Genomic DNA, 23,317 nt, shown 5'->3' on the forward strand with positions numbered 1-23,317 from the left:
AACAGGCAACAGGCAACAGGCAACCTGGCCAACCTATCTTTTAAATTCGTCTAAGTCCAGCACCCAGTTTAAATTTTTCACTGAATCTTATTTTTCTACTCAATCAAGTGAAATTCTGCGAATTTTCGCGCGATCGCTTCCGCGATTCTCTTCTCGATCTTTTTTCCGGTCGTTTTCCGGATCCATTTTCAGATCCTTTTCGCGATCCTTTTTCGGATCTAGTTTTCGATCCTTCGATTTTTTCCAATTATCCCGGCAGATTGTTTTTTTCGTGGTCTTTTTCCTTCCTTTTTCGGGTCATGCATTAACTTCACAGGCAACTGCAAATCAGATACAGGGTACTCCGCCTTATCTGACTTTCGACGGTGGTCGTACACGTGCGGTCGATGCTAACGGTCTGCTTGGGATTACACTATCTGATGGTGCACATTATACGCCTTCTACCAATTCATCATCTTCTTCAAGACCTATCGTTTTGCCGGTTGCGGGTCAGAGTTTTGCTGATATAAGTATGTTCGTTCCTACTGATACTAATTCAGTCGATTTAAGTGCTCTTATCGGTCCTCCTAATAATTATTGGGGAGATGATGATGGTGATTCTGGTGTTACTGCTACTGGTTCTTTAAGTTTATCTATCGTCGATAGAAACAATCGGCCTGTATCACGTAATACTGTGTTAACGACATGTAATGGTTCTGCACCTTATAGGATTAAGTTATCTAGTACTAACGGTACATTATCAACTCGTTACGGATTTCCTAATCGTAGTACTTTCCGTGAAAGTAATGTGACTTATTACGTCAATCCAAAGTCTGGTACTTCAGTTTGTGTTAGATTTGCTCGGCCTAATTTAATGTTTGGTAAGCGTGGTGATTGGCCTTCTTACCCATCTTTTGATTTTGCTGGCCCCTCTTGGATGTGGGACCCTAATAAAGGTTTTCTCACTCAAGAAACAAACCCGTCACTTTACGGTAGAAACTTTCCTGCTACTGGTGCTAATGGATTGTACTTTGATTTACTCATTACCGGTAGTAGTCAGCCATTGTCTTGGTCTCCAGTTTCTCGGAGTGGTATCACAGCTACAATGTCTAATTCTACTGCTACAAGCGTTCGTGTTACTTTAACTGGTCCTTACGCTACCGAATCCCAGATTAATTCTAGAAATCCTGGTCCTATTTCTAAACCTACTTTGCCTCAGACCTTCGAGTTGGTCGGTCGTGATAGTAATGGTGCTCCAGTCGTCAAATATGGTTTTACTTTGAAGTGGTGGTTTGTCAACCGTGGTAGTTATCGTACTAGCAATTATTCTGATGCTTTATCTTGGTGTAATAGTCTTGGTTATAAGATGCCTCGCATATGGGAGTTAACAAATTCAAATTATCGTCGTTTAGGCGCCCCCCCTTTCTCACCCGATAATTATTACCAACGTAGAATTGATACTGGTTTTTTCACTGAGTGGGGTCGTATGGTGGATTATTCAGGCGTTGGCTTCACCGACGGTTTGTACTGGACTAGTGACCCGTATGGTAGTAGCCAGTATGTCGTGAACGCAGACTACGGTAGTCTGTATGCGCCCCGCGACTACCAATACGGCCTTTGCACCCATCCTTAGTTTTTATTTCTTCGTCCTTAATCCTTAGGCCGGGGGCGGGGGTGATAAAAAATAGTATTAGGTGATTAAAAGTAAGCTGACTCAAGGAGTCAACGTCGTTTAGCCATAAAAAAAGCGATTTTGCGGCTAAGCGGCAAAAATGCTGGGCACCGAGGTGGTGGTTAAAAATATTGATATTAAAGGAGTAATATAAAATGAATATTGAAGAAAAAATAGCGTTAAGTAAAAGTCCGGTTCAGTTTATTGCCGAAGGTAATTTTTTAAAGCTTTATAATCAATCATTATATGTGGTTGAGCAATTATTGGGTTTTAACTTAAAGGTAACGGCAAAGTATATAAAAAAAATAGACCAAATTATCGTTTGCGGTGGGTTTCCTACCCGTTCTATTACTAAACGTTACCCTAATGCCAGCCCTAATTTAACGGGTTATGAGTTATTGGGTGATTATGATTTAAGTGGCTATGAGCTATGGTATCAAAAGCATTGCCAAATACCGAAGCAAAAAACACCACAATCCCTTCTCACAACATCCCAAGAGGTAAACGAACAGTTAAACGAATTTCGCGATATGAATAAGCCCTTAACGGTTCAACATCTATTATTTTTACAATCATGGCAGGCAAATAAATACCCTGCCATGGTAGATAGTGCGTTTATACAGGAGTTGAAGAATTATTTTAGTGAATTGCATTAATAGCAGAGCACACTGTGCCTGATGGCGCTATCGGATAGGATTTATCAAATCCGCTGATAGAAAAAAGGCTATAAATAAGGTCAGCATCTTTCACGTAGAGCTTAATGTTAAAGGTAAATCATCCACCTCAACTAGGGTGGTTTTTTAGTTTTTATCGAAAAAAATTGAGGAGCGGGGTTTTTGGGGTTCTAAATTCTGCTTAAAAGCTATTAAATTAACAAAATCACTAATTTTAAGCATAAAGATAAAACTTTCAGGATCATTAATCATATTTTTAACGATGTGTAATGACAATATATTTAATTAAAACATTAGTTAATCAATTAAAATTTAGATCCTTTTTAGATCCTATTTACGAAAGTTAACGAAATTGAGCGAAAAAAAGTGTTGCATCGTGTTTTTCCAATCACTATACTTTTTACACGGTTTTAGCTACGAGGCTAAAATTTAATAGAAAAGTATAAAATTACAAATAAATCATAAAATTACTTGACAGGATTGTCGCAAATGTTTTATAATTTCCAACAGGCAACAGGCAACAGGCAACTTGGCCAACCTATAATTTAAATTCGTCTAAGTTCAACTCCCAGTTTAAATTTTTCACTGAAGCTTATTTTTCTACTCAATCAAGTGAAATTCTGCGAATTTTCGCGCGATCGCTTCCGCGATCCTCTTCTCGATCTTTTTTCCGGTCGTTTTTCGGATCCTCTTTCAGATCCTGTTTTCGATCCTTTTCCCAATTATCCCAGCAGATTGTTTTTTCCGTGGTTCTTTTTCTTCCTTTTTCGGGGCACGCATTGACATCACAGACAACTAGGAATGCGATACAGGGTACTGCACCTTATTTGACTTTCGACGGTGGTCGTACTCGTGTTGTTGATACTAACGGTCTGCTTGGGATTACACTATCTGATGGTACACAATTTATGCCTTCGACCAATCCTTCATCTTCTTCAGCACCAATCGTCTTGCCGGTTGCGGGGCAAAGTTTTGCTGATATTGGTATGTTGGTTCCTGCTTATACTAATTCAGTCGCTTTAAGTTCGCTTATCGGTCCACCTTATAATTATTGGGGAGATGATGATGGCGATACTGACGTTACAGCTACTGGTAGTTTAAGTTTATCTATCGTTGATAAAAATAATCAACCCGTCACGCGTCATACTGTTCCAGATATTTGTAAGGCGCCTTATCAGGTTAAATTAGCTAGCACTGACGGCACATTGAGTACTCGTTATGGCGTTCCAAGTAGTCGTATTTTCAGCGCAAGTAATGTTACTTATTATATCAATCCACAAGCAGGGGCTGTGGTTTGTTTTGCTAGGCCTAATTTAAGGTATTTAATGATTGAGAATGAATATCATTATTTTAATCACGTATCTGGTCCTGCTTCTATTTGGAACCCTGCTAAGGGCTTTTTACTTCAATCAATTACGCCGTCATCCTATGGTTTAAATTTTCCGACTACTGGTGCTCACAATTTGTATTTTGACTTAGACATTGCTGGTAGTAATCAGGCTTTATTTTGGGCTCCTGTTTCGCATGATGGCATCACTGCTACTATGACTAGTTCTACAGCGACAGGCGTACGCGTCACTTTAACTGGGCCGGTTTTAACTAAATTCGGACCGAATTCTAGCAATTTTGCTGTTGTGGGTCCTAATAAGCCGCCTACTTTGCCACAAACATTCGAGTTAGTCGGTCGCGATAATAGTGGTAAAGCTATCATTAAATATGGTTTTGTATTAAAGCAGTGGTTTTATCTTTCTAAACAAGCTACTACTTATGATAAAGCATCATCTATCTGTAGTGACCAGCGTTTACGTTTAGCTGCGGTTAAAGATTTAACTAATGCTTCTTGTAATGGGATAAATTCTCATAGTAAGTGTCAAGGTGCAGTTGGCGCAATACCCTCATCACCTAATAATTACTTTCAGCGTGTAATTGGCGCAGGATTCTTTAGTGAGTGGGGCTCAATGCACCAATATGACACCGGTTTTTACCTTAGTGACTACTGGACTAGTGATGGAACAATGCCTTCTTTAATAGGCCGTAAATCATCAATAACTCCTACTCATAACCGTAAATTTGTCGTTAATCCGAGAAATGGTTCGATAAATCTTTTTCCCATTGAGTATTCTAATCCCACGCTCTGTGTCTCGCCTTAGCCTTTTTTATTTCTTGAAAGAGGAAATAGGGGGAGGAACTCTAGCGTTAAAAGTGTAGTTTACTTGTAGAGTTAATGATGAAATGCGATTTTGTCGAGATGTTTGAACTACTTGATATGAGGATTAATTTCTAGACGTATTAAAGAAAAAAGTTGAGGAGCGGGGTTTTTATTGATATGGCTAAAATTAATCTAATCTTTTTATCAATACTAAAATAGCATGGTTAATAATTAGTTAATCGTTAATCAATAATGTGTTGAGACAAAATCCGCCCCTGATTGGGGGCGGTTGAATTATTTACCGGTTAAGAATAGTTTAAGTGAAGGATTTTCTGTTTCGTTATGGAATCCGTAATCCAATTCAGTTAAATGTTTGGTAAAGGTGCTATGGCTGGCGTTGTCGATTTCAAAGGCGGCTAGCACGCGTCCATAATCGGTGCCGTGGCTACGGTAATGGAACATTGAGATATTCCAATTGGTACCCAAGGTTTGTAAGAATTTGAGTAGTGCGCCTTGTGATTCAGGGAATTCAAAGCTGTAGACTTGTTCATTAATCGGTTGGCACGGTTTGCCACCAATCATGTAACGGACATGCAGTTTTGCCATTTCGTCATCAGTTAGATCAACAACTTGATAACCGGCTGCGGTCAGTTCTTGCATGATTTCGTCTTTTTCGTTGCTTTTGGCAATTTTAACGCCAACAAACACGCAAGCTGATTTGTCGTCATGATAGCGGTAGTTGAATTCGGTCACAGCACGACCACCGAGCAGTTGGCAGAATTTGAGGAAGCTGCCTTTTTGTTCTGGAATCGTGACCGCTAACAGGACTTCGCGTTTTTCGCCTAGCTCGCAACGTTCTGATACATAGCGTAGGTTGTGGAAGTTTAAGTTAGCGCCGGATAGAATATGGGCTAAGTTTTCGCCACAGATGTTGTTTTGTTCAACATATTTTTTCATTCCCGCTAACGCCACTGCGCCAGACGGTTCAGCAATGGCGCGCACATCGTCAAATAGATCTTTAACGGCGGCACAAATTTCGTCACTATCGACAGTGATTATGTCGTCGATATATTGCTGGCAAAGTCTAAATGTTTCGTCGCCAATTCGTTTTACCGCGACACCTTCAGCAAATAAGCCCACTCGATCAAGGTCAACGGGATGACCGGCAATGAGTGCTGCTTTTAAGCAGGCATCATCTTCAGGTTCAACCGCAATGACTTTAATTGATGGCATGATTTGTTTGATTAATACGGCAATACCGGCTGCAAGCCCTCCACCCCCAACGGGGACAAAGATGCGGTCAAGTTTGGCATTTTGTTGCAGTAGTTCCATGGCGATACTGCCTTGCCCTGCTATGACAAGGGGATGGTCGAAAGGGGGAATAAATATACGGTTTTGTTCTTTGGCTAATTCCATCGCTTTGGCTTTGGCTTCATCAAAGTTGGCTCCATAAAGTAGCACTTCTCCACCAAATCCTTTTACCGCTTCGACTTTGATATCTGCTGTTGTTAATGGCATGACAATGAGGGAATTGATGCCTAATTTTGTAGCTGAAAACGCGACACCTTGCGCATGGTTGCCGGCTGATGCAGCAATTACGCCACATTTACGTTCTTCCGGCGTTAGGCTGGCAATCATGGCTTGCGCGCCCCGTATTTTGAAGCTGTGAACGAGTTGGCGATCTTCTCGCTTAACAAACACTTGGTTTTTTAGGCGAGAGGAGAGTTTTTCCATATGTTCTAGAGGTGTCACTTGAGCGACATCGTATACCGCACTACATAGCGTGGCTTTTAGATAATCAGCGCCGGTTAGTTTGTTATTATTCACGTTAACCACCTAATTTACTTTTATCACGCACCGCACCTTTGTCAGCACTGGTTGCTAAGCTTGCATAAGCTTTTAGTGCGTATGAGACATAACGGTTACGATTATGAGGTGTAAAGGCTTTATCACCGCGAGTAAGTTCAGCTACGCGACGACGTTCTAATTCATCTTCAGGTACGAGGATGTTTAATTTTCGATTTGGGATATCAATATCAACAATATCACCATCTCGAACTAAACCAATCACGCCACCGTTGGCGGCTTCTGGCGATATGTGACCAATGGATAAGCCTGATGAACCACCAGAGAATCGACCATCGGTAATTAATGCACAAGCTTTGCCAAGACCCATTGATTTTAGGTAGCTGGTTGGGTAGAGCATCTCTTGCATCCCTGGTCCACCTTTTGGTCCTTCATAGATGATGACGACTACATCACCTTCAACGACTCGTCCACCTAAGATTGCATCAACCGCATCTTCTTGGCTTTCATAGACTTTAGCTGGGCCGCGGAAGACTAAGTTTTCAGCTGCAACACTTGCCGTTTTAACGATTGCGCCATCTTCGGCTACGTTACCGTATAGGGTTGCTAGTCCGCCATCTTGGCTATAAGCATGTGCTTTGTCGCGGATACAGCCGTTTTGGCGATCGTCATCAAGCGTATCCCAGTAACAATCTTGTGAGAAAGCTTTGGTAGTGCGAATACCTGCCGGACCACTGCGATACATTTTTTTGACTTCTTCGTCAGTGGTTTGGGTGATGTCGTATTTTGCAAACGTTTCTTGTAAGTTTAGACCAAGCACGTTGTGGACATTGCGGTTAAGTAATCCGGCTTTGTCCAGCTCTGATAATATTGAGACAACCCCACCAGCGCGATGCACATCTTCCATATGATAGATAGCTGTACTTGGCGCTACTTTACATAGGTGAGGGACTTTGCGTGATAGTCGGTCAATGTCTGACATGGTGAAGTCGATTTCACCTTCTTGTGCAGTGGCAAGTAAGTGCAATACGGTATTGGTTGAACCCCCCATGGCAATATCGAGCGACATGGCATTTTCGTAGGCCGCTTTGGTGGCTATTGATCGCGGTAAGTACGAATCATCATCCTGTTCGTAATAACTTTTGGTGATTTCAACAATGCGTTTAGCGGCATTTAAGAAGAGTTTTTCACGTTGTTTGTGTGTCGCAACCAGTGAACCATTACCCGGCAATGATAAACCTAATGCTTCGGTTAAGCAGTTCATTGAGTTAGCAGTAAACATGCCTGAGCATGATCCGCAAGTTGGACAAGCCGATTGTTCAATTGCTTCACTATCAGCATCACTAACATTTGGATTGGCACTTTGGATCATGGCATCAACCAAGTCGAGTTTGATGATTTTGTCAGATAGTTTGGTTTTACCCGCTTCCATCGGTCCGCCTGATACAAATATAGTTGGGATGTTTAGACGTAGTGACGCCATTAACATGCCGGGGGTGATTTTGTCACAGTTTGATATGCAGATCATGGCATCGGCGCAATGGGCGTTAACCATGTATTCAACGGAATCGGCAATCAGTTCTCGTGAGGGTAGTGAGTAAAGCATACCGCCATGCCCCATGGCGATACCGTCATCGACAGCAATTGTGTTAAATTCTTTGGCAATGCCACCACATGCTTCAATTTCTTTTGCTACCAGTTGACCAATATCTTTTAAGTGAACATGACCCGGTACAAATTGTGTGAATGAGTTAACCACCGCGATAATGGGTTTACCAAAGTCTTCATTTTTTACGCCTGTTGCACGCCATAAAGCGCGGGCGCCCGCCATGTTGCGACCTTCAACCGAGGTTGCTGAACGATATCTAGGCATTTGTTGCTCCCAATTTTTTTTATGCAAGCGACCGATTTCTTTCGGTACGTATTTCTATGATTAATAAATCGTTAAATAATGACGACACCGCAGTTTTTTCTGCGGTGTATTTATTTTATTTAATTGGATCTAACCAACCGTATTTGTCTTCAGTTTTGCCATTAAATAATCCGAAGAATGTTTGTTGGATTTTCTTCGTGATTGGGCCACAACGACCAATACCAACTTGGATTCGGTCAACACTACGTACTGGTGTGATTTCGGCAGCGGTACCGGTCATAAATACTTCATCAGCTAGATAGAGTGATTCACGTGATAGAGTTTGTTCACGTACTTCAATGCCTAGATCATGTGCAAGTTTGATGATTGCATCACGGGTGATACCTGGTAGTGCTGATGATGATAGTAATGGGGTAAATAATATGCCATCTTTGACGATAAATAGGTTTTCGCCAGAACCTTCAGAAAGCTGACCGTTTACGTCTAATGCGATGCCTTCTTGGAAGCCATTAGCTCGCGCTTCTGATCCGATAAGAAGTGATGATAAGTAGTTACCACCCGCTTTAGCCGCTGCTGGGATAGTGTTTGGTGCAAAACGGTTCCATGATGATACCATTGCGTCAATACCTTGTTCTAACGCATCTTCACCAAGGTAGGCTCCCCATGGGAATGCTGCAATCATAACATCAGTTTTGTAACCAGCAGGAGGAATGACGCCCATACCCACATCACCAATAAAGACTAATGGGCGAATGTATGCACTTTTTAGGTTATTTTTTTTGATGACTTGGCGAGTTGCTTCCATGATCTCTTCAAGAGAATAAGGGACAGGAAAACGATAAATTTTGGCTGAGTTTAGTAAGCGTTGTGCGTGTTCTTTATGGCGAAAAATTGCTGGGCCGTTGTGAGTTTCATAACAACGAACACCTTCAAATACTGAAGTTCCATAGTGTAGGGCGTGTGACATTACGTGTATTTTTGCATCAGCCCATGGAACCATTTCGCCATTTAGCCAAATATAATCAGATTTTGCTGTAGTACCCATTTTTTGTTTTCCTCTTAAATTTACTTTTATTAAGCATGTATTTTGCTTTTATTAATTTGTGCATTATACATAACTTTGTTTAACTGCTATAGTTTATTAATTTAATTTGTCTTTTTTACAAAAGAATCTATTTGTTCTTTACTACGCTACCGTTATCACATCCTCCAATTTGGTAATTTGGTTTTGCAGTGACGATAGCGTTCGTTCGGTTGTTAATGTCAGTGTCAAGGTGAATAATTGATTGTCAATTGATTGCATTTGCATCTGTTCAATATGGCCTCCACGGTGGCGAACAACGCGTAATATGCGTTCAAGTGAACCCAATTTATCATTGGCAGTTATGGTAAATTGATGTGTCGCTTTTTGATTCATCACTTACTCCTTGTTACTTTTATCTAACATGTTTTCGTTTGCCGCGCCCGGTGGTACCAGTGGCCATACGTTTTCTAGCTCATCGATACATACGTGCAGTAGATAAGCACCTTTCGAATTGAATAGGTTATCGAGTGCGCCTTCGATTTCCGATTTTTTGCTGATGGTTTGCCCTGGTATATCAAAGGCTTTGGCTAGCATTAAAAAGTCGGGGTTATCTGATAAGTTGGTTTCGCTATATCTTTCATTAAAAAATAGTTCTTGCCATTGCCTTACCATGCCTAGGCGTTGGTTATCAATAAGAACGATTTTGACGGGTAATTTTTTGCGTTTAATCGTTGTTAATTCTTGTACATTCATCATGAATGAGCCGTCACCCGATACGCAAATTACCATGTCGTTTGGTCTAGACATTTGTGCGCCAACTGCCGCTGGTAATCCAAAGCCCATAGTGCCAAGCCCACTTGAGGTAATAAAGTTTTGTGGGTGGGTAAAGGACATGTGTTGCGCTGTCCACATTTGGTGCTGACCTACGTCGGTGGTGATGACGGTGTTAGCTGGTTTGCGCTCAGAAATGCGTTTGAGCAGTGCTGGCGCATAAATGGCGTCACCCGGATGATCATAACGTGTTGGATGCTGGGCTTTCAGTTGTTTTATTTTGTTATGCCAGTCATCAATTGAGACCGTTTGGTTAAGCATCGGTAATACGTGTTTAATATCACCTTGTAAACCTAAATGGGTTTGGCGTAGTTTGTTGATTTCGGACTGATCAATATCGACATGGATCACTTTTGCATGTTTAGCAAATTCGTTAAGTTTGCCAGTAACGCGGTCGTCAAATCTAACGCCTAAAGCGATCAGTAAGTCACACTCTTGTACGGCTAAGTTAGCCGCTTTGGCGCCGTGCATCCCGATAAGTCCTAAGTAATAAGGGTTGTTAAGGTCAGCAACGCCAAGCCCTTTTAAGGTCGATACGCTAGGGATTTGGGTTAGCGTCATAAATTCGCGTAGTTCATTGATAGCACCAGAAAGCCCAACACCGCCACCAATATAGAGCATCGGTTTTTTGGCTTGGCAGATCATTTGTTTGGCTTGTTTTATCTCGTCAGGTGAGATTGGATAGAGTTGAGCATTATCAGAAGGCGTTTTTATGGATGTTGGCGTTAAATAGGTTTGGTAATCATGGTCGGCAAGCTGGATATCTTTCGGGATGTCAATTAATATTGGTCCCGGCCTGCCCGAATTGGCTAAGTTGAAGGCCTCTTGTAAGGTATTTGGCAATTGGGTGGCATCATCTATTAAATAACTATGTTTGGTGCACGCTAAAGATAATCCTAAAACGTCAACTTCTTGGAAGGCATCAGTGCCTATAAGTGTCGTTGGAACTTGGCCGGTTAGTGCGATAATTGGTACAGAATCAATTAATGCATCCGCAAGGCCGGTAATTATATTGGTTGCACCGGGGCCTGATGTGGCAATGCAAACGCCAATTTTGCCGGTGGCACGGGCATAACCAATGGCTGCCATGGCTGCGCCTTGTTCGTGACGGCAAAGAACGTGTTCAATTCCGCCATCATAAAGCGCATCGTATAGAGGCATAATTTGACCACCAGGATATCCAAAAACGGTAGTAATGCCTTTTTCTTTTAAGGTTTTTACAATCCACTGTGTTCCTAACATTGATTCCTCACTTTTTGCTTAGCCATTTATTCAAAAAAAAACCCCCGCTTTTTTGTGGCGGGGGTTTTGAAATATGATGACCATATATTTAACTCAAAAGACGCCCCCGCGTTGGAATAATGACCACGCTAATGTTAATGAGGACGACGACGATGAGTGAAAAGTTCATTTGTAATTATTTCGTTAATTTTTTAAAAATATTTATCCAAAATACTCGTTTTAAAAAAAAGTGCAACAATTTTTTTGTTGTTTTTTTAAAAGCATCATCAATTCATTTATATGTTCGTTAAAAAAAGTTGAGGAGCGGGGTTTTTGATGATTTAAATAGGATTGTTTTGGCTTTTTAATGAAGGTTGGTGTATAACTATTCTTCATCTTCCCTAAATTGCTTTGAGCATTTTTTAACTCTTTATTCATAATTACTATTTATTACGTTATGTGAGATATCATTATGAAAATATTTAAATTGCCAGCGTTTTTTGTAGTGAGTTTTTTGCTGTTAAGTTGTGATAATGCTAAAAAAAATACCCCAGTTGAAAATGATTCCCTTGCAGCAATACAAAATTCGATGATTGAGCCTATGAAAAAAGCCTTACCCATTGAGGTTGATGAGTTAACGACTTTGGTTGGCGTTGAGAAGGATAAGGATCGTAATATCATCAATTATCAATATGATGTTAAAAATACGCCAGAGCATACGATGTTGTTACCCAGTACGCTTGATACGATTCGCCAAGCACTTTTTACTGCTTATTGTGAAAATACGGAGGATATGCAACAATTGAAAACAGCGTTCCCGGATGGGGCATACTATCATTATTTTATTGATAATAAAGAGATTGTTGTGGTTGAATTAACGCCAGCCGATTGTCAGACAAAAGGTAGTCGGCAATAGCTTCTATTGGTTATGGATGAGTAAAGAATGATAAAAATTATTTTTTTATTGCTGCAATTATGTTTTGAGTATTCACAGTATAGCAATGATGGGATTGTTAAGCTTGTGGACACTATTGGTACTGAAAAAACCCAAAGATTAATACAACTCATCGATGAATATCCTGATAAAAAGGACCTAGATTTCGATAATAAGATTGATGAGTCCGATTATTATAGAGAGGCAGCCATCAGCGTAGTTAAAAAAATCTTACCCATCACTTTAGATGAATACACAACTTTATCCGATGTTAACGCTGAAGGTAATGTTGTCGTATATCAATATGAAATTAATGGGATCACTCCAGACGAATTTCTTTTACCCGATAATAGGGAATTGGTTACAAAGGCTATTGTTGAATCTTATTGTTCCAATTCACCTCAAATACGTAAAATGAAGAAATATTTTAATGAGGGGGCTAAATATACGTATTACATTGATGGTAAAAGGATTCTTATTGTGGATGTTACGACTGATTGTTCTTTCAAAAAATAGCTATCATTAATTCTGCATTACTAGCTTAATGTATATTTATTTGTTACACTGTGTTTGGTGTTTAATTTTTCACCCATAATGGTTTTAGCATTTGTTGTTTTTGTCCTCGCTAAACCATCCAAGTAAGTTATTTTTCTCGTTATCAATGATTTTTATTTTTCACAGTATAATTAATTGAATTAATTAAGTATTTTAAAGATATAAAATATACTCGACAATAGGATTTTGTGATTATTAATTGATTCTATTATGTTAAATTTGAATTTAAATGCATGTTTAACTTAGGAGAATATTATATGAGTAAGCATAATCCAAAATATTTTCATGATAAATTTCCTAAACAAAAACAAAATCCTCCTGGTTTGCAATATGAGATGAAACCAGTTCCTGATTGTGGTGAGGAAAGTTATCAAGGTCATCAACGTTTAGAAGGTCTAAAAATGTTGGTGACCGGTGGTGATTCAGGTATTGGACGCGCAGCAGCTATTGCGTATGCAAGAGAAGGTGCTGATGTTGCAATTAATTATTTACCAGCAGAACAAAAAGATGCCGAAGATGTGGCTAAAATCATTGAGTCTGCGGGTCGAAAGGCTGTGCTTATCCCTGGTGATTTAAGCGATGAGTCATTTTGTAAAAAATTAGTTGAAGAAGCGCATAAAAAATTAGGTGGACTTGATAATTTAACCTTGGTAGCTGGTAAGCAAACTGCGGTAGAAGATATTATGCATTTGTCTACTGAGCAAATCAAAAAAACGTTTGAAATTAATGTGTTTTCACTATTTTGGGTAACTAAAGCGGCATTAGGTTATTTAAAATCTGGCTCGACGATTATTACCACTTCTTCTGTGCAAGCTTATCAACCAAGTGGCAATTTGTTGGATTATGCTTCAACCAAGACAGCGATTATTGCATTTACTCGTGGCTTATCTGCTCAATTAGGTAGTAAAGGTATTCGAGTAAATAGTGTGGCGCCAGGTCCGGTTTGGACACCGTTACAAATTTGTGGTGGCCAGCCAAGCGAGGCGATTCCTGAATTTGGTAAACAGACTCCATTACAACGTGCAGGACAACCTGTTGAGCTTGCGGGTGTTTATGTGCATTTGGCATCGGAAGAGTCAAGCTATACCACTGGTGAAGTTTATGGTGTTACTGGCGGTATGCATATCAATTAATTTGAGGTAAACATGATTTAGAAAGGGCTTTTTAAGCCCTTTTTTATATATCGCTATTCTAATGCTTTGCCTTTGGTTTCTGGTATTAAGAATATAAAGGCGGCAGCGGATAATAAGTAAGCGCCTGATAGTAGTGCTAATGCATAACTGATTGAGTAGATGGTTGCTAAGTAAGCAATCAGTACTTGCGATACGCCAGCAATCCCACGACCGACGTTAAAAATAATGTTTTCAGCACTTGAGCGCGCATCAGTTGTGTAGTGTTCAGCTAGTAATGCACCATATCCACCCATCATGCCGTTCACAAAAAAGCCAATCACTGAGCCAAATAGAATTAAAATGGCAACCTCTTTTTGTTGGAAGTAGAACCAGATTGATACGGCGGAAATCAATAAAAATACGATGTATGAAGGTCGGCGTCCAAATTTGTCACATAACCAACCAAAAATTAAGATCCCTAATGACATGCCGATAGTTGTTGAGATAGTCCAAAACATGGTGTTTTTGAAAGGTAAGTGATATTCAGAAGCGATCATGTTTGGCATCCAAACCATTATGCCATAAAAGCCAAAATTTTGTACTGCGCAGGCAATGGTTAATCCGATAGTTGTTGCGGTGATTCTCGGGTTTTTAAATAGTTTGCCTATGGCAATTTTGTTTTTATTTTGGTCTTTTAGATTTTGCCAGATTTCAGGCTCTTTAAGTCCTTTACGCGTCCAAGCAACAAATAGCGCTGGTAATACTCCCATCGCAAATGCCCAGCGCCATCCGTGTGATTCACCAATAAAATTGACAGTTAGTGTTGCAAGGATGATACCGGCTTGGAAGCCTAGTGCGACAATTGAGGTTGCCCTTGAGCGCTTGTGCTTTGGCCAGCTTTCCGAAACTAGCGTCATGCCGATACCAAATTCACCACCTAGACCCAGTCCACTTAGAAAACGAAAAATGAGGAAGCATTCATAATTAGGTGAGATAGCACAAAGACCGGTGAATAATGAGAAGATTAGGATTGTCCATGAAAATACTCTGACTCGTCCATATTTATCAGCAAGAATTCCAAAAAAGATTCCGCCTAATACGGCCCCTAATAATGTGCCTGACGTCAAGGTGCCAAGGTCAGCATTAGTTAGGTTGAAGGTGACGGCAATTAGGCTAAAACAGACACCTAAAATCATCATATCTAAGCCATCTAATGCATAACCTACTGTTGATGCAAATAGGGTTCGTTTTTGATAGGGGGTAGTTTGTTCACTTTCAGCGTGCTCGGCCTGGTTTACGTTAGTGTTCATGTTTACCTCAAGTTATTTATAATGGATAAGCATTTATTATTAAATGAAGGCGGGAATTTAAAACGGGGGCAAGTATATACTTAAAAATGATAAAAATCCAAATGAAAAGCCGAAATTCGTGGGTTTTATTCTGTTTATTTCTATTTTGGCGAAATTATTCGACTAATTCTGATAAATATCTAATTTTTGAGACAAATTAGCCGATAATTTCACCATTTTGTGGTTTTCTCGATGACTTTTTTAGTCAATAGTTTTTGAGCGAAATTTATTCTTCGTCAAAATACCAGTAACCAAGATTAACAAATTTCAACATGACATTTAGGGTTTGTTCATCTTGTAATTGTTCGTAGTAAAGTACATCGGTTTCACATAATAGGTCGATGGTTTCCATGGGTAGTGGTATTTTTTTACCGTTGATATAAGCCGTATCCTCTATTTTTACAATACGTATACTTGGTACACGATAGAGTTCAGCGCCAGATTTTAGGATTTCTTCAAATTCATCTAGCTCATATGAGGGATCAACTGGAATGATGTTGAGATCATGCATAGGAATAGTGATGTGTTTACCAAACCAGTCATTGAATAAGTCTGGGTTTTTGATAAGGTCGATCATTTGTCCTTGTAGTTTTTCTAATTCATATGGTTGGATTCGATAAGGATCATTTGGTAATTTTAAGTCTGGGTCTTGATAGAAGATGCCATTGGGTAAGTTATCAATCACATAATCAGCAAAACCACTGAGTAGTTCTTGTGATGTTTGAGTTCTAAATCCTACGGAGTAGCTGAGCGATTCTCCAATTGATACACCATTATGTGGAAAGCCAATTGGAATATATAAAATATCACCCGCAGTGATTTCTTCATCAATAATTGGCTCATAATCTTCTACATGCAGTAGCGCTTTGTGAGCACTGAACTGTTTGTAATTAGGATTACGATCACCAACCTGCCAACGACGGCAACCTTTGCCTTGGATAATAAAGACATCATAATTATCAATATGAGGTCCAACACCTGCACCTTGTGTGGCATAGGAGATCATTAGATCTTCAAATTGCCATTGAGGAATACATTTGAATGGTTCAACTAATGTGGCTGCTTGTTCATGCCAATGGTCAACTGCTTGTACAAGGAGGCTCCAATGGTCTTGACCTAGGTGACTATAATCGATAAATGGACCGTAGGCGGCGTCCCATATGCCATTTTTGTTGGTAACGATTCGGCTTTCAATTTCTTCTTCCATGGCAAGGCCAGCTAGTTCTTCTGGGGTGATTGGGTCGATAAAGTTGCTAAAAGCATCACGCAAGATGACCGGCTTTTTTTGCCAATAATTGGTTAAAAAATCATCCCAATCGATAGTTAATTTGTTACTCATTGAATGCCCCTTGTAAATTAAATAATTGACAAAAGTTAGTGGTTGTTTGTTTTGCAATTGTTTCTAGAGATACGCCTTTTAATGCCGCCAAGTAATTAGCCACTTCCCGAACATAAGCTGGTTGGTTTTCTTTCCCGCGATAAGGAACGGGGGCTAAATAAGGCGAATCAGTTTCAATCAATATGCGATCTAATGGAACATATCTTGCTACTTCTCGTAACGGTTCGGCATTTTTAAAGGTAATGATGCCAGAAAATGAGATATAAAAGCCAATATCTAATAAGGCTTTGGCCGTATCAATATCTTCAGTAAAGCAATGTAGTACACCGGAATAAACTTGCTCTTCTTTTAGGAGTTTTAGGGTGTCTTGCTTGGCATTCCGAGTGTGAACAATAATCGGTTTTTTTAGTTGCTTGCCTAATTTTATATGTTCAATAAAGTTGGCTTGTTGCAATTCAATATTATCTTGTTGGTAGTAATAATCCAAACCTGTTTCACCTAAAGCGATAACATTGTCTTCTTGAGCAAGGCGAGCAAAACGTTCGGCATCGTAGGGCTCATCATCCAAATTGAGTGGGTGAATTCCACATGAAAATGAGCACTGTTTTTGGTATGGCATGAGCATTGTTTTCATCGACTCATAGCCTGAAAGTGTGGTTGCCACGCTTAGGCAATGTTTCACCTCGTTGTTTTGTGCTTCTTGCAATACGCTATCAATCGATTTGTTTGTATAGTCCAAACTGTCTAGATGACAGTGCGAATCAATTAGAAACATATTTTACTCTTTTTAATTATCTGAATGATGTTCGAAATCTCGAACTGGTTTTATGGTTGACCATGAGCGACAGCTCGGACATAGCCAATAGAGGGTGTTAACCGTAAATCCACATTTTTGGCAACGGTAATTGGGAACTGATTTTATTTGTTCACCAACCATGTTTCGAAGTAGTAATAAGCTCTCTTTAGCTTTTCCTTGTTCAGCATCGGCAACATGGTAATCCATTAAGCGATAGAATCCTTTTAGATTTGGGTGTTTTAATAATTCACGATAAAGGTAATATTGCGCTGCATCGAGTCCATTGTCTTTTTCAACAATGTCGGCTAGCATCAATTCGGCAACATTGCCAGTATCTTGTTTGACACAAATTTCGAGGAATTGTTTAAATAGCTGAGGTTGATTAAGTTTTGCGTAACATGCTTTTAATAATGGTAACGCTTCACCGATTAATGCTTTATCTTGATTTAATATTTGTTGGAAAGACTCGATTGCTTGTTCAGCTTTATCTTGCGCCATAAATACTCGCCCAAGCATTAATGATGTTCGTGCACAATTAGCGTCCGCAGCCGCTGATTTTTTTAGTAAAGTGTAAGCTTGATCCAAATCATTATTAGCAATAGCGATGGCAGCAAGCTCACAATAAAATTGGGCTATTTCGATTTTGTATTTTACATTGCCAAGTTTGACCAGTCTGGTGGCAGCGTTAATTGCGTTATTCCATTCGCTAGTTGATTGATATATGATTAGCAGTTGTTGTAGCGCATGTTGTTGAAAGTCTTCTTCGTCGATTAGCTGTAAAAACATCTCTTCTGCGCGATCATAAAAACCTGCCACCATGTAATCTCGACCAAGCTGTTGAATAGCTAATAGTCTTTGTTCAAAGGTTAATGAGGCGCTTTCCATTAATGCTTGGTGAATACGTATTGCGCGGTCTACTTCGCCTCGTGAACGGAATAAGTTACCTAAGGTAAGATGGGCTTCAAGTGTGCCTTCATCTTCTTTTAACATGTCAAGGAAGAGGTCAACAGCCTTATCTTTTTGGTTTGACAAAAGAAAGTTTAGACCATCTACATATTCTCGAGATAGTCGGTTAGATTCATTTAAATATTTTTGTTTGGCATTTCTATCTCCCATGTACCAGCCGTATCCGGCTGCTATGGGGAGTAATAGAAATAACAATTCAAACATAATTACCTATTTTTCTAATTTGGTTAAATTTTGATGCGTATTTTCATCATATTTTTTCTGTAATTTATTTAGTTTACGTTTTGTTGATGAGTGTTGGAATTTTGATTTTAGGAAGTAAATTCCAGTTAATATCCAACCAACTAAAAAGCCTGAACCAAATAAAATAGCAAGTAATACCGATAACCTAACTTCTGTTTTAGCAATTAAATAGTTGAAGGTGACTAATTGGTTATTAGCTGAACCTATTGTTATCGATATGGCGAAAATAAGAATTATCAATAAAATTGATATCACTAATTTCATAATTTTAACCTTTTTATTTTATTAAAAATCTCTAAATAACTAAAATTTTTTTGTAAAATTTGTTGTTTATAAAATCATCTGACTACTATATTCCATTTTCTAGCATAAAAACAGCTTATTAATGCAATTAACCAAGCAAGAACAACGCCTAATATAAGGTCATAAGCCGAATGCATACCCAATAATAGCCGACTTGCTTCAATCAGTGTTGACCAGACTACGATGGCGGTCACAATTATAAAATGTCGTCTAAAACTAAGTAATGTTATTGCTAAAAAAGCCCATGTTGCTGCAAATAATGTATGTCCAGATGGAAAAGCATAGCCTGTTTCTTGTTGCCAATGTTTTGACAACCAAGATGGTATTGTAGTTGTATTAGTCAGTAGCTGTTCTATGTTGGCTTTTCGTTCAGCTCTTGTTTGGGAATAAAATTGTTTGTCACTAAAATGATACTCTTTAGCTAACCATAGAACATATGGTCTTGATTCAGCTGTTTGTTGTTTGATTAAACTTTTAATGATTTGTCCACCCAACATTGCGCTGACTAAAATTAACAATATAACTAAGATATTTTTTTTATTGGCCAATAGTAGACAGAACAGTAGAAAAAATAGTCCTGATGTGATTATTGCCCAAGGATAACTTGCTGTTTCGGTTATCCAAAAAAAATATTCAGATGAATTATTAAGTGCTGACGGTTGCCAATGCCAATTTACGACTATTACAGATAACGGTATAATTAGAAATAAGACTAATGCCGCTATTGTTTTTTTTATTACTAACCCCATTTAAAAACTCAATTAAGCATAAAATTTGATTTATTTTAACATGGAAGAACGATTTGTTTTTAAAAAATCTTATCTATGTGTTTACTAAATTTGGAGATAATAATGCAATTAAAACATGTTGCACAAGCCAAACTGCCAACGCCATGGGGATGTTTTACCATTGTTGGTTTTGAAGAGATTGCAACAGGTAAGGATCATGTGGCATTAGTGTTTGGTGATATCAATGATGAAACGTCAATTTTGACGCGTGTTCATTCAGAGTGTTTAACCGGTGATGCGTTATTTAGTTTGCGTTGTGATTGTGGTTTTCAGTTAGAAGCCGCGTTAAAACAAATCGCTAAAGAAGGTAAAGGGATTTTAATTTATCATCGCCAAGAAGGGCGTAATATTGGGTTATTAAATAAGATCAGAGCCTATGCCCTTCAAGATCAAGGTTTAGACACGGTTGAAGCAAATGAGCAATTAGGGTTTGCGGCAGATGAGCGTGATTTTACTTTATGTGCCGATATGTTGACGCTGTTAGGGGTGTCAAAAATTCGTCTGTTAACGAATAACCCTGAAAAGATTAAAGTGCTTGAACAAGCAGGAATTAAGGTTACCGAGCGCGTTCCTTTAGAAGTAGGGGAGAACCCGAATAATGAGCATTATTTAGCAACCAAAGCCAATAAGTTAGGGCATTTGTTGCATTTACATCGTCATTAGTTTTTAATATTTTTAAATTGTTTAACCTCAATATTTAATATTGAGGTTGATTTTTTGGGGCGATTAATCGTTTAATTAATCTTTATCGCAACGAAGCACTCCACCGTTGGCAATTTGGTCTTTAGAGATTTCGTGCATGATAATTTGTACTGCTTCAGGTTTGCAGTTGAGTGTTTCGACAATTGCATTTGTTACTCGTTTAGCCATTTCACGTTTTTGTTCGATGGTGCGTCCTTCTAAGAAGTCGATAACGACATTCGGCATAAATATCTCCTAATGATTAATTGTGGCAAGTTGTGCATCAGTTAATGCGATGTCTTGATTATGGCAAATACCAATACCGGATTGTATGATTTTTTCAGCAATCGCTTTTGCTTCCTCTAATGAGTGCATTGTGTAGGTTCCACATTGATATTCGTTTAATTCTGGAATTTCTGATTGTGATTTTACATTTAGCACATCATGCATGGATTTTAACCAAGCATCAACTACCAACGATTCGTTAGGTTTACCAATTAAGCTCATATAAAAACCAGTACGGCATCCCATTGGGGATATGTCAATAATTTCGACATTATCACTGTTTAAATGGTCGCGCATAAAGCCAGCAAATAGGTGTTCTAATGTATGAATCCCTTTTTCAGGTAATAGTGCTTTATTAGGAATGGTAAAGCGAAGATCAAATACAGTTATGTCATCACCTTTAGGGGTTGCCATGGTTTTAGCTATTCGCACAAAAGGTGCTTTCATTTTAGTATGATCGACTTTAAAACTGTCTAATAAAGGCATAATGTTCTCCTTAGTTTATAATCAAGCTATTTTGATTAATTAGCTCGATTTATTCCACCTTTTTTATTCATTGATTTAATAAATCTAACATTTCTTGTTCATCAATGACTTTTATTCCTAGCTCTTCTGCTTTAGTAAGCTTTGAACCTGCTGATTCACCCGCAATCACTAAGTCGGTTTTTTTAGAAACACTACCAGTAACTTTAGCACCGAGTTTTTTTAGTTTGTCTTTTGCTTCGTCACGGGTTAATTGTGATAATGTTCCGGTTAATACAATGGTTTTGCCCGAGAATGGTGAGTCAATTGTTAATGGTTCTACTTCGACATCAGGCCAATGTATACCGATTTCCGGACTGGTTAGTTGGTCAATGACATCACGATTATGGGGTTCTTGAAAAAAGTCGATAATACTTTCAGCGATCACTTCACCAACATCACTTACAGTTTGTAGTTGCTCTAATGAAGCGTTTTCGATCGCCGTTAAGTTACCAAATTGGTTAACTAAATTTTCAGCTGTGACTTCACCAACATTTGGTATGCCCAAGGCGAATATAAATCGATTTAAGGTCGTGTCTTTAGATTGATTTAATGCGTTAATTAGGTTGTTGGCTAATTTTTGCCCGACTTTGTCTAATGAACATAAAATTGGTAAGGTTAGCTTGTAAAGATCAGCCGGTGTTTTGACATAATCTTTGTCTACTAATTGTTCGATTATTCTATCCCCAAGTCCATCAACGTTCATTGCCCGGCGAGATACGAAGTGTTTTAGGGCTTCTTTGCGCTGTGCTGGGCAAATCAATCCACCGGCACAACGAGAGATTGCTTCACCTTCATCGCGAACAATAAGGGAGCCACAAATAGGGCAGTGGGTTGGGAAGATGATTTCTTTGGTGTCAGCTGGTCGCCGATCTTGGATGACTGAAACAATTTGTGGAATCACATCACCTGCACGGCGTACAGTGACATAATCACCTTCTCGAATACCTAAACGCTCAATTTCATCACTGTTGTGGAGCGTTGCATTACTGACGATAACCCCTGCTACCGATACCGGCTCTAGTCTTGCTACAGGTGTTATGGCACCGGTACGACCAACTTGGAAGTCGACTTTTTTAAGCTGTGTTACTTCTTCTTGTGCTGGAAATTTGAATGCTGTGGCCCAACGAGGTGCACGCGCAACAAAACCAAGCTCTTGTTGTTGTGCAATACTGTTGACTTTGATAACTACACCGTCAATATCAAAATCAAGTGACATTCTTTCCTCACCAATTTCATGAAAGTAGGCAAGTGCTTCTTGGACACCTTGGCGAATCTGGACTTTGTCGCTCACTGGTAAACCCCAAGCTTTAAATTGCATTAGACGGTCATAATGGTTATCAGGTAGAGTTGCGCCCTCATTAATGCCAACACCATAACAGAAAAAAGAGAGCGGTCTTTTGGCGGTGATTTTAGGATCTAATTGCCTTAATGAACCTGCGGCGGCATTCCGAGGATTTGCAAATGTTCTTTCCTTGCGTTTTTCCGCATCTGCATTTAATTTGGCAAAACCTTTGTGTGTCATAAAGACTTCGCCACGTACCTCTAATCGAGTAGGTATGTTTTCACCTTTTAATACCAGTGGAATAGTTCTTATGGTTTTTACATTTGAAGTTATATCTTCACCAGTAGTGCCATCGCCGCGCGTTGCTGCTCGAACGAATCGTCCATTTTCGTATAATAAACTTACCGCTAACCCGTCAAGTTTTAACTCACAGCAGTATTCAACTGATTGGCTACTAGTGAGATGTAAGCGATCTTTTACCCTTTTATTAAAGGCGTTAAAACTTAATTCATCAAATACATTATCAAGTGATAGCATCGGTAGTTCATGTTTTACCGAGTCAAATTGTGACAGAGGTGTGCCTCCTACACGTTGTGTTGGTGAGTCGGATGTGATGAGTTCAGGGTGATTGTGTTCTAGATTTTGGAGTTGTTTTATTAATTTATCATATTCTACGTCGGGAATTTCTGGTGCATCAAGCACATAATAACAATATTCATGATGTCTTATCAGATTGCGTAAAGCAGTTATCTGTTCTGTTACCTCGTGTAGAGATTCAGAATCATTTACTGAATTTTCAGTTATATTTGGCATGATTTTTAACTCTTAAATTAAAATAAAAGTTTGAGAATTAGCAATAAAATAGTACGTAACTAAATTTAGTACAATAGGTGTTGATAAATATAGTTTGTAAACCAACATAAACTAACT

At 39.0% G+C, this 23,317-nt stretch carries 21 protein-coding genes; 7 read left to right on the plus strand and 14 right to left on the minus strand.

All coding sequences use genetic code 11. The features are described from left to right. Positions 1–271: 271 nt before the first annotated feature. The 3 genes from J3U24_RS06720 (at position 272) to J3U24_RS06730 (ending at position 4,475) form a co-directional block, all read left to right on the plus strand. Positions 272–1,612 (plus strand): hypothetical protein, encoded by a 1,341-nt coding sequence (locus J3U24_RS06720; protein ID WP_267337458.1) that lies wholly within the window; start codon positions 272–274, stop codon positions 1,610–1,612. A gap of 194 nt (positions 1,613–1,806) precedes the next feature. Continuing rightward, a complete protein-coding gene (locus J3U24_RS06725; protein WP_267337457.1) occupies positions 1,807–2,307 on the plus strand; it encodes a hypothetical protein in 501 nt (166 codons plus the stop codon). A 764-nt stretch (positions 2,308–3,071) separates the two neighbouring features. Further along, positions 3,072–4,475, plus strand: a complete 1,404-nt coding sequence (locus J3U24_RS06730; protein ID WP_267330677.1) for a hypothetical protein — start codon at positions 3,072–3,074, stop codon at positions 4,473–4,475. A 293-nt stretch (positions 4,476–4,768) separates the two neighbouring features. On the opposite strand, the gene ilvA is transcribed toward J3U24_RS06730, so the two are convergent. The 5 genes from ilvA to ilvG all read right to left on the minus strand — a co-directional run bounded on the left by ilvA (position 4,769) and on the right by ilvG (position 11,250). Next, positions 4,769–6,310, minus strand: a complete 1,542-nt coding sequence (ilvA, locus tag J3U24_RS06735; RefSeq protein WP_267337456.1) for a threonine ammonia-lyase, biosynthetic — start codon at positions 6,308–6,310, stop codon at positions 4,769–4,771. Continuing rightward, positions 6,303–8,153, minus strand: a complete 1,851-nt coding sequence (gene ilvD / locus J3U24_RS06740) for a dihydroxy-acid dehydratase (RefSeq protein ID WP_065733774.1) — start codon at positions 8,151–8,153, stop codon at positions 6,303–6,305. Before ilvD ends, ilvA begins: the two co-directional genes overlap by 8 nt. A gap of 115 nt (positions 8,154–8,268) precedes the next feature. After that, positions 8,269–9,198, minus strand: coding sequence for a branched-chain amino acid transaminase (locus tag J3U24_RS06745; protein WP_065733775.1), 930 nt, complete (start codon positions 9,196–9,198; stop codon positions 8,269–8,271). A 141-nt stretch (positions 9,199–9,339) separates the two neighbouring features. Next, positions 9,340–9,570, minus strand: a complete 231-nt coding sequence (ilvM, locus tag J3U24_RS06750) for an acetolactate synthase 2 small subunit (protein ID WP_065563395.1) — start codon at positions 9,568–9,570, stop codon at positions 9,340–9,342. Between the two features lie 3 nt (positions 9,571–9,573). Beyond that, a complete protein-coding gene (gene ilvG, locus J3U24_RS06755; protein ID WP_220225781.1) occupies positions 9,574–11,250 on the minus strand; it encodes an acetolactate synthase 2 catalytic subunit in 1,677 nt (558 codons plus the stop codon). Positions 11,251–11,701: 451 nt separating this feature from the next. Here ilvG and J3U24_RS06760 point away from each other — a divergent pair, with 451 nt between their 5' ends. The 3 genes from J3U24_RS06760 (at position 11,702) to J3U24_RS06770 (ending at position 13,851) form a co-directional block, all read left to right on the plus strand. Continuing rightward, positions 11,702–12,145 carry a hypothetical protein gene (locus J3U24_RS06760; protein ID WP_267337454.1) on the plus strand — a complete coding sequence of 148 codons (444 nt, stop codon included), beginning with the start codon at positions 11,702–11,704 and terminating at the stop codon, positions 12,143–12,145. A 27-nt stretch (positions 12,146–12,172) separates the two neighbouring features. Continuing rightward, positions 12,173–12,679, plus strand: a complete 507-nt coding sequence (locus J3U24_RS06765) for a hypothetical protein (RefSeq protein WP_267330672.1) — start codon at positions 12,173–12,175, stop codon at positions 12,677–12,679. Positions 12,680–12,975: 296 nt separating this feature from the next. Continuing rightward, positions 12,976–13,851 (plus strand): SDR family oxidoreductase, encoded by an 876-nt coding sequence (locus tag J3U24_RS06770; RefSeq protein ID WP_220225784.1) that lies wholly within the window; start codon positions 12,976–12,978, stop codon positions 13,849–13,851. Positions 13,852–13,904: 53 nt separating this feature from the next. Here the strand turns inward: J3U24_RS06770 and J3U24_RS06775 are convergent, their stop codons facing one another. The 6 genes from J3U24_RS06775 to J3U24_RS06800 form a co-directional block, all read right to left on the minus strand. Further along, positions 13,905–15,140 carry an MFS transporter gene (locus J3U24_RS06775; RefSeq protein WP_267337453.1) on the minus strand — a complete coding sequence of 412 codons (1,236 nt, stop codon included), beginning with the start codon at positions 15,138–15,140 and terminating at the stop codon, positions 13,905–13,907. 265 nt (positions 15,141–15,405) lie between these two features. Next, on the minus strand, positions 15,406–16,518 hold the full coding sequence (locus J3U24_RS06780; protein ID WP_065563401.1) for a cupin domain-containing protein: 1,113 nt from the start codon (positions 16,516–16,518) through the stop codon (positions 15,406–15,408). Beyond that, positions 16,511–17,293: a YchF/TatD family DNA exonuclease gene (locus tag J3U24_RS06785; RefSeq protein WP_267337452.1), complete on the minus strand. Its 783-nt coding sequence runs from the start codon at positions 17,291–17,293 to the stop codon at positions 16,511–16,513. The genes J3U24_RS06780 and J3U24_RS06785 overlap by 8 nt, the downstream gene beginning before the upstream one ends. 12 nt (positions 17,294–17,305) lie before the next feature. After that, positions 17,306–18,484 (minus strand): lipopolysaccharide assembly protein LapB, encoded by a 1,179-nt coding sequence (gene lapB, locus J3U24_RS06790; protein ID WP_065563403.1) that lies wholly within the window; start codon positions 18,482–18,484, stop codon positions 17,306–17,308. Positions 18,485–18,490: 6 nt separating this feature from the next. After that, positions 18,491–18,787: a LapA family protein gene (locus tag J3U24_RS06795; RefSeq protein ID WP_065563404.1), complete on the minus strand. Its 297-nt coding sequence runs from the start codon at positions 18,785–18,787 to the stop codon at positions 18,491–18,493. Positions 18,788–18,861: 74 nt separating this feature from the next. Beyond that, a complete protein-coding gene (locus tag J3U24_RS06800) occupies positions 18,862–19,575 on the minus strand; it encodes a phosphatase PAP2 family protein (RefSeq protein ID WP_267337451.1) in 714 nt (237 codons plus the stop codon). A gap of 102 nt (positions 19,576–19,677) precedes the next feature. Here J3U24_RS06800 and ribA point away from each other — a divergent pair, with 102 nt between their 5' ends. Beyond that, a complete protein-coding gene (gene ribA / locus J3U24_RS06805; RefSeq protein ID WP_065733785.1) occupies positions 19,678–20,277 on the plus strand; it encodes a GTP cyclohydrolase II in 600 nt (199 codons plus the stop codon). 75 nt (positions 20,278–20,352) lie between these two features. On the opposite strand, the gene J3U24_RS06810 is transcribed toward ribA, so the two are convergent. From J3U24_RS06810 to ligA, 3 genes are all read right to left on the minus strand, one after another. Further along, a complete protein-coding gene (locus J3U24_RS06810) occupies positions 20,353–20,541 on the minus strand; it encodes a 2-hydroxymuconate tautomerase (protein WP_091347325.1) in 189 nt (62 codons plus the stop codon). A gap of 9 nt (positions 20,542–20,550) precedes the next feature. After that, entirely contained in the window at positions 20,551–21,066 is a 516-nt protein-coding gene (luxS, locus tag J3U24_RS06815) for an S-ribosylhomocysteine lyase (protein ID WP_065563407.1), read from the minus strand. A gap of 67 nt (positions 21,067–21,133) precedes the next feature. Next, positions 21,134–23,200, minus strand: a complete 2,067-nt coding sequence (gene ligA, locus J3U24_RS06820) for an NAD-dependent DNA ligase LigA (RefSeq protein ID WP_267337450.1) — start codon at positions 23,198–23,200, stop codon at positions 21,134–21,136. Positions 23,201–23,317: the final 117 nt, after the last annotated feature.

Source organism: Gilliamella sp. B2785 (assembly GCF_026537005.1).
In the GTDB taxonomy this organism is placed as follows: Bacteria; Pseudomonadota; Gammaproteobacteria; order Enterobacterales; family Orbaceae; genus Gilliamella; species Gilliamella apicola_E.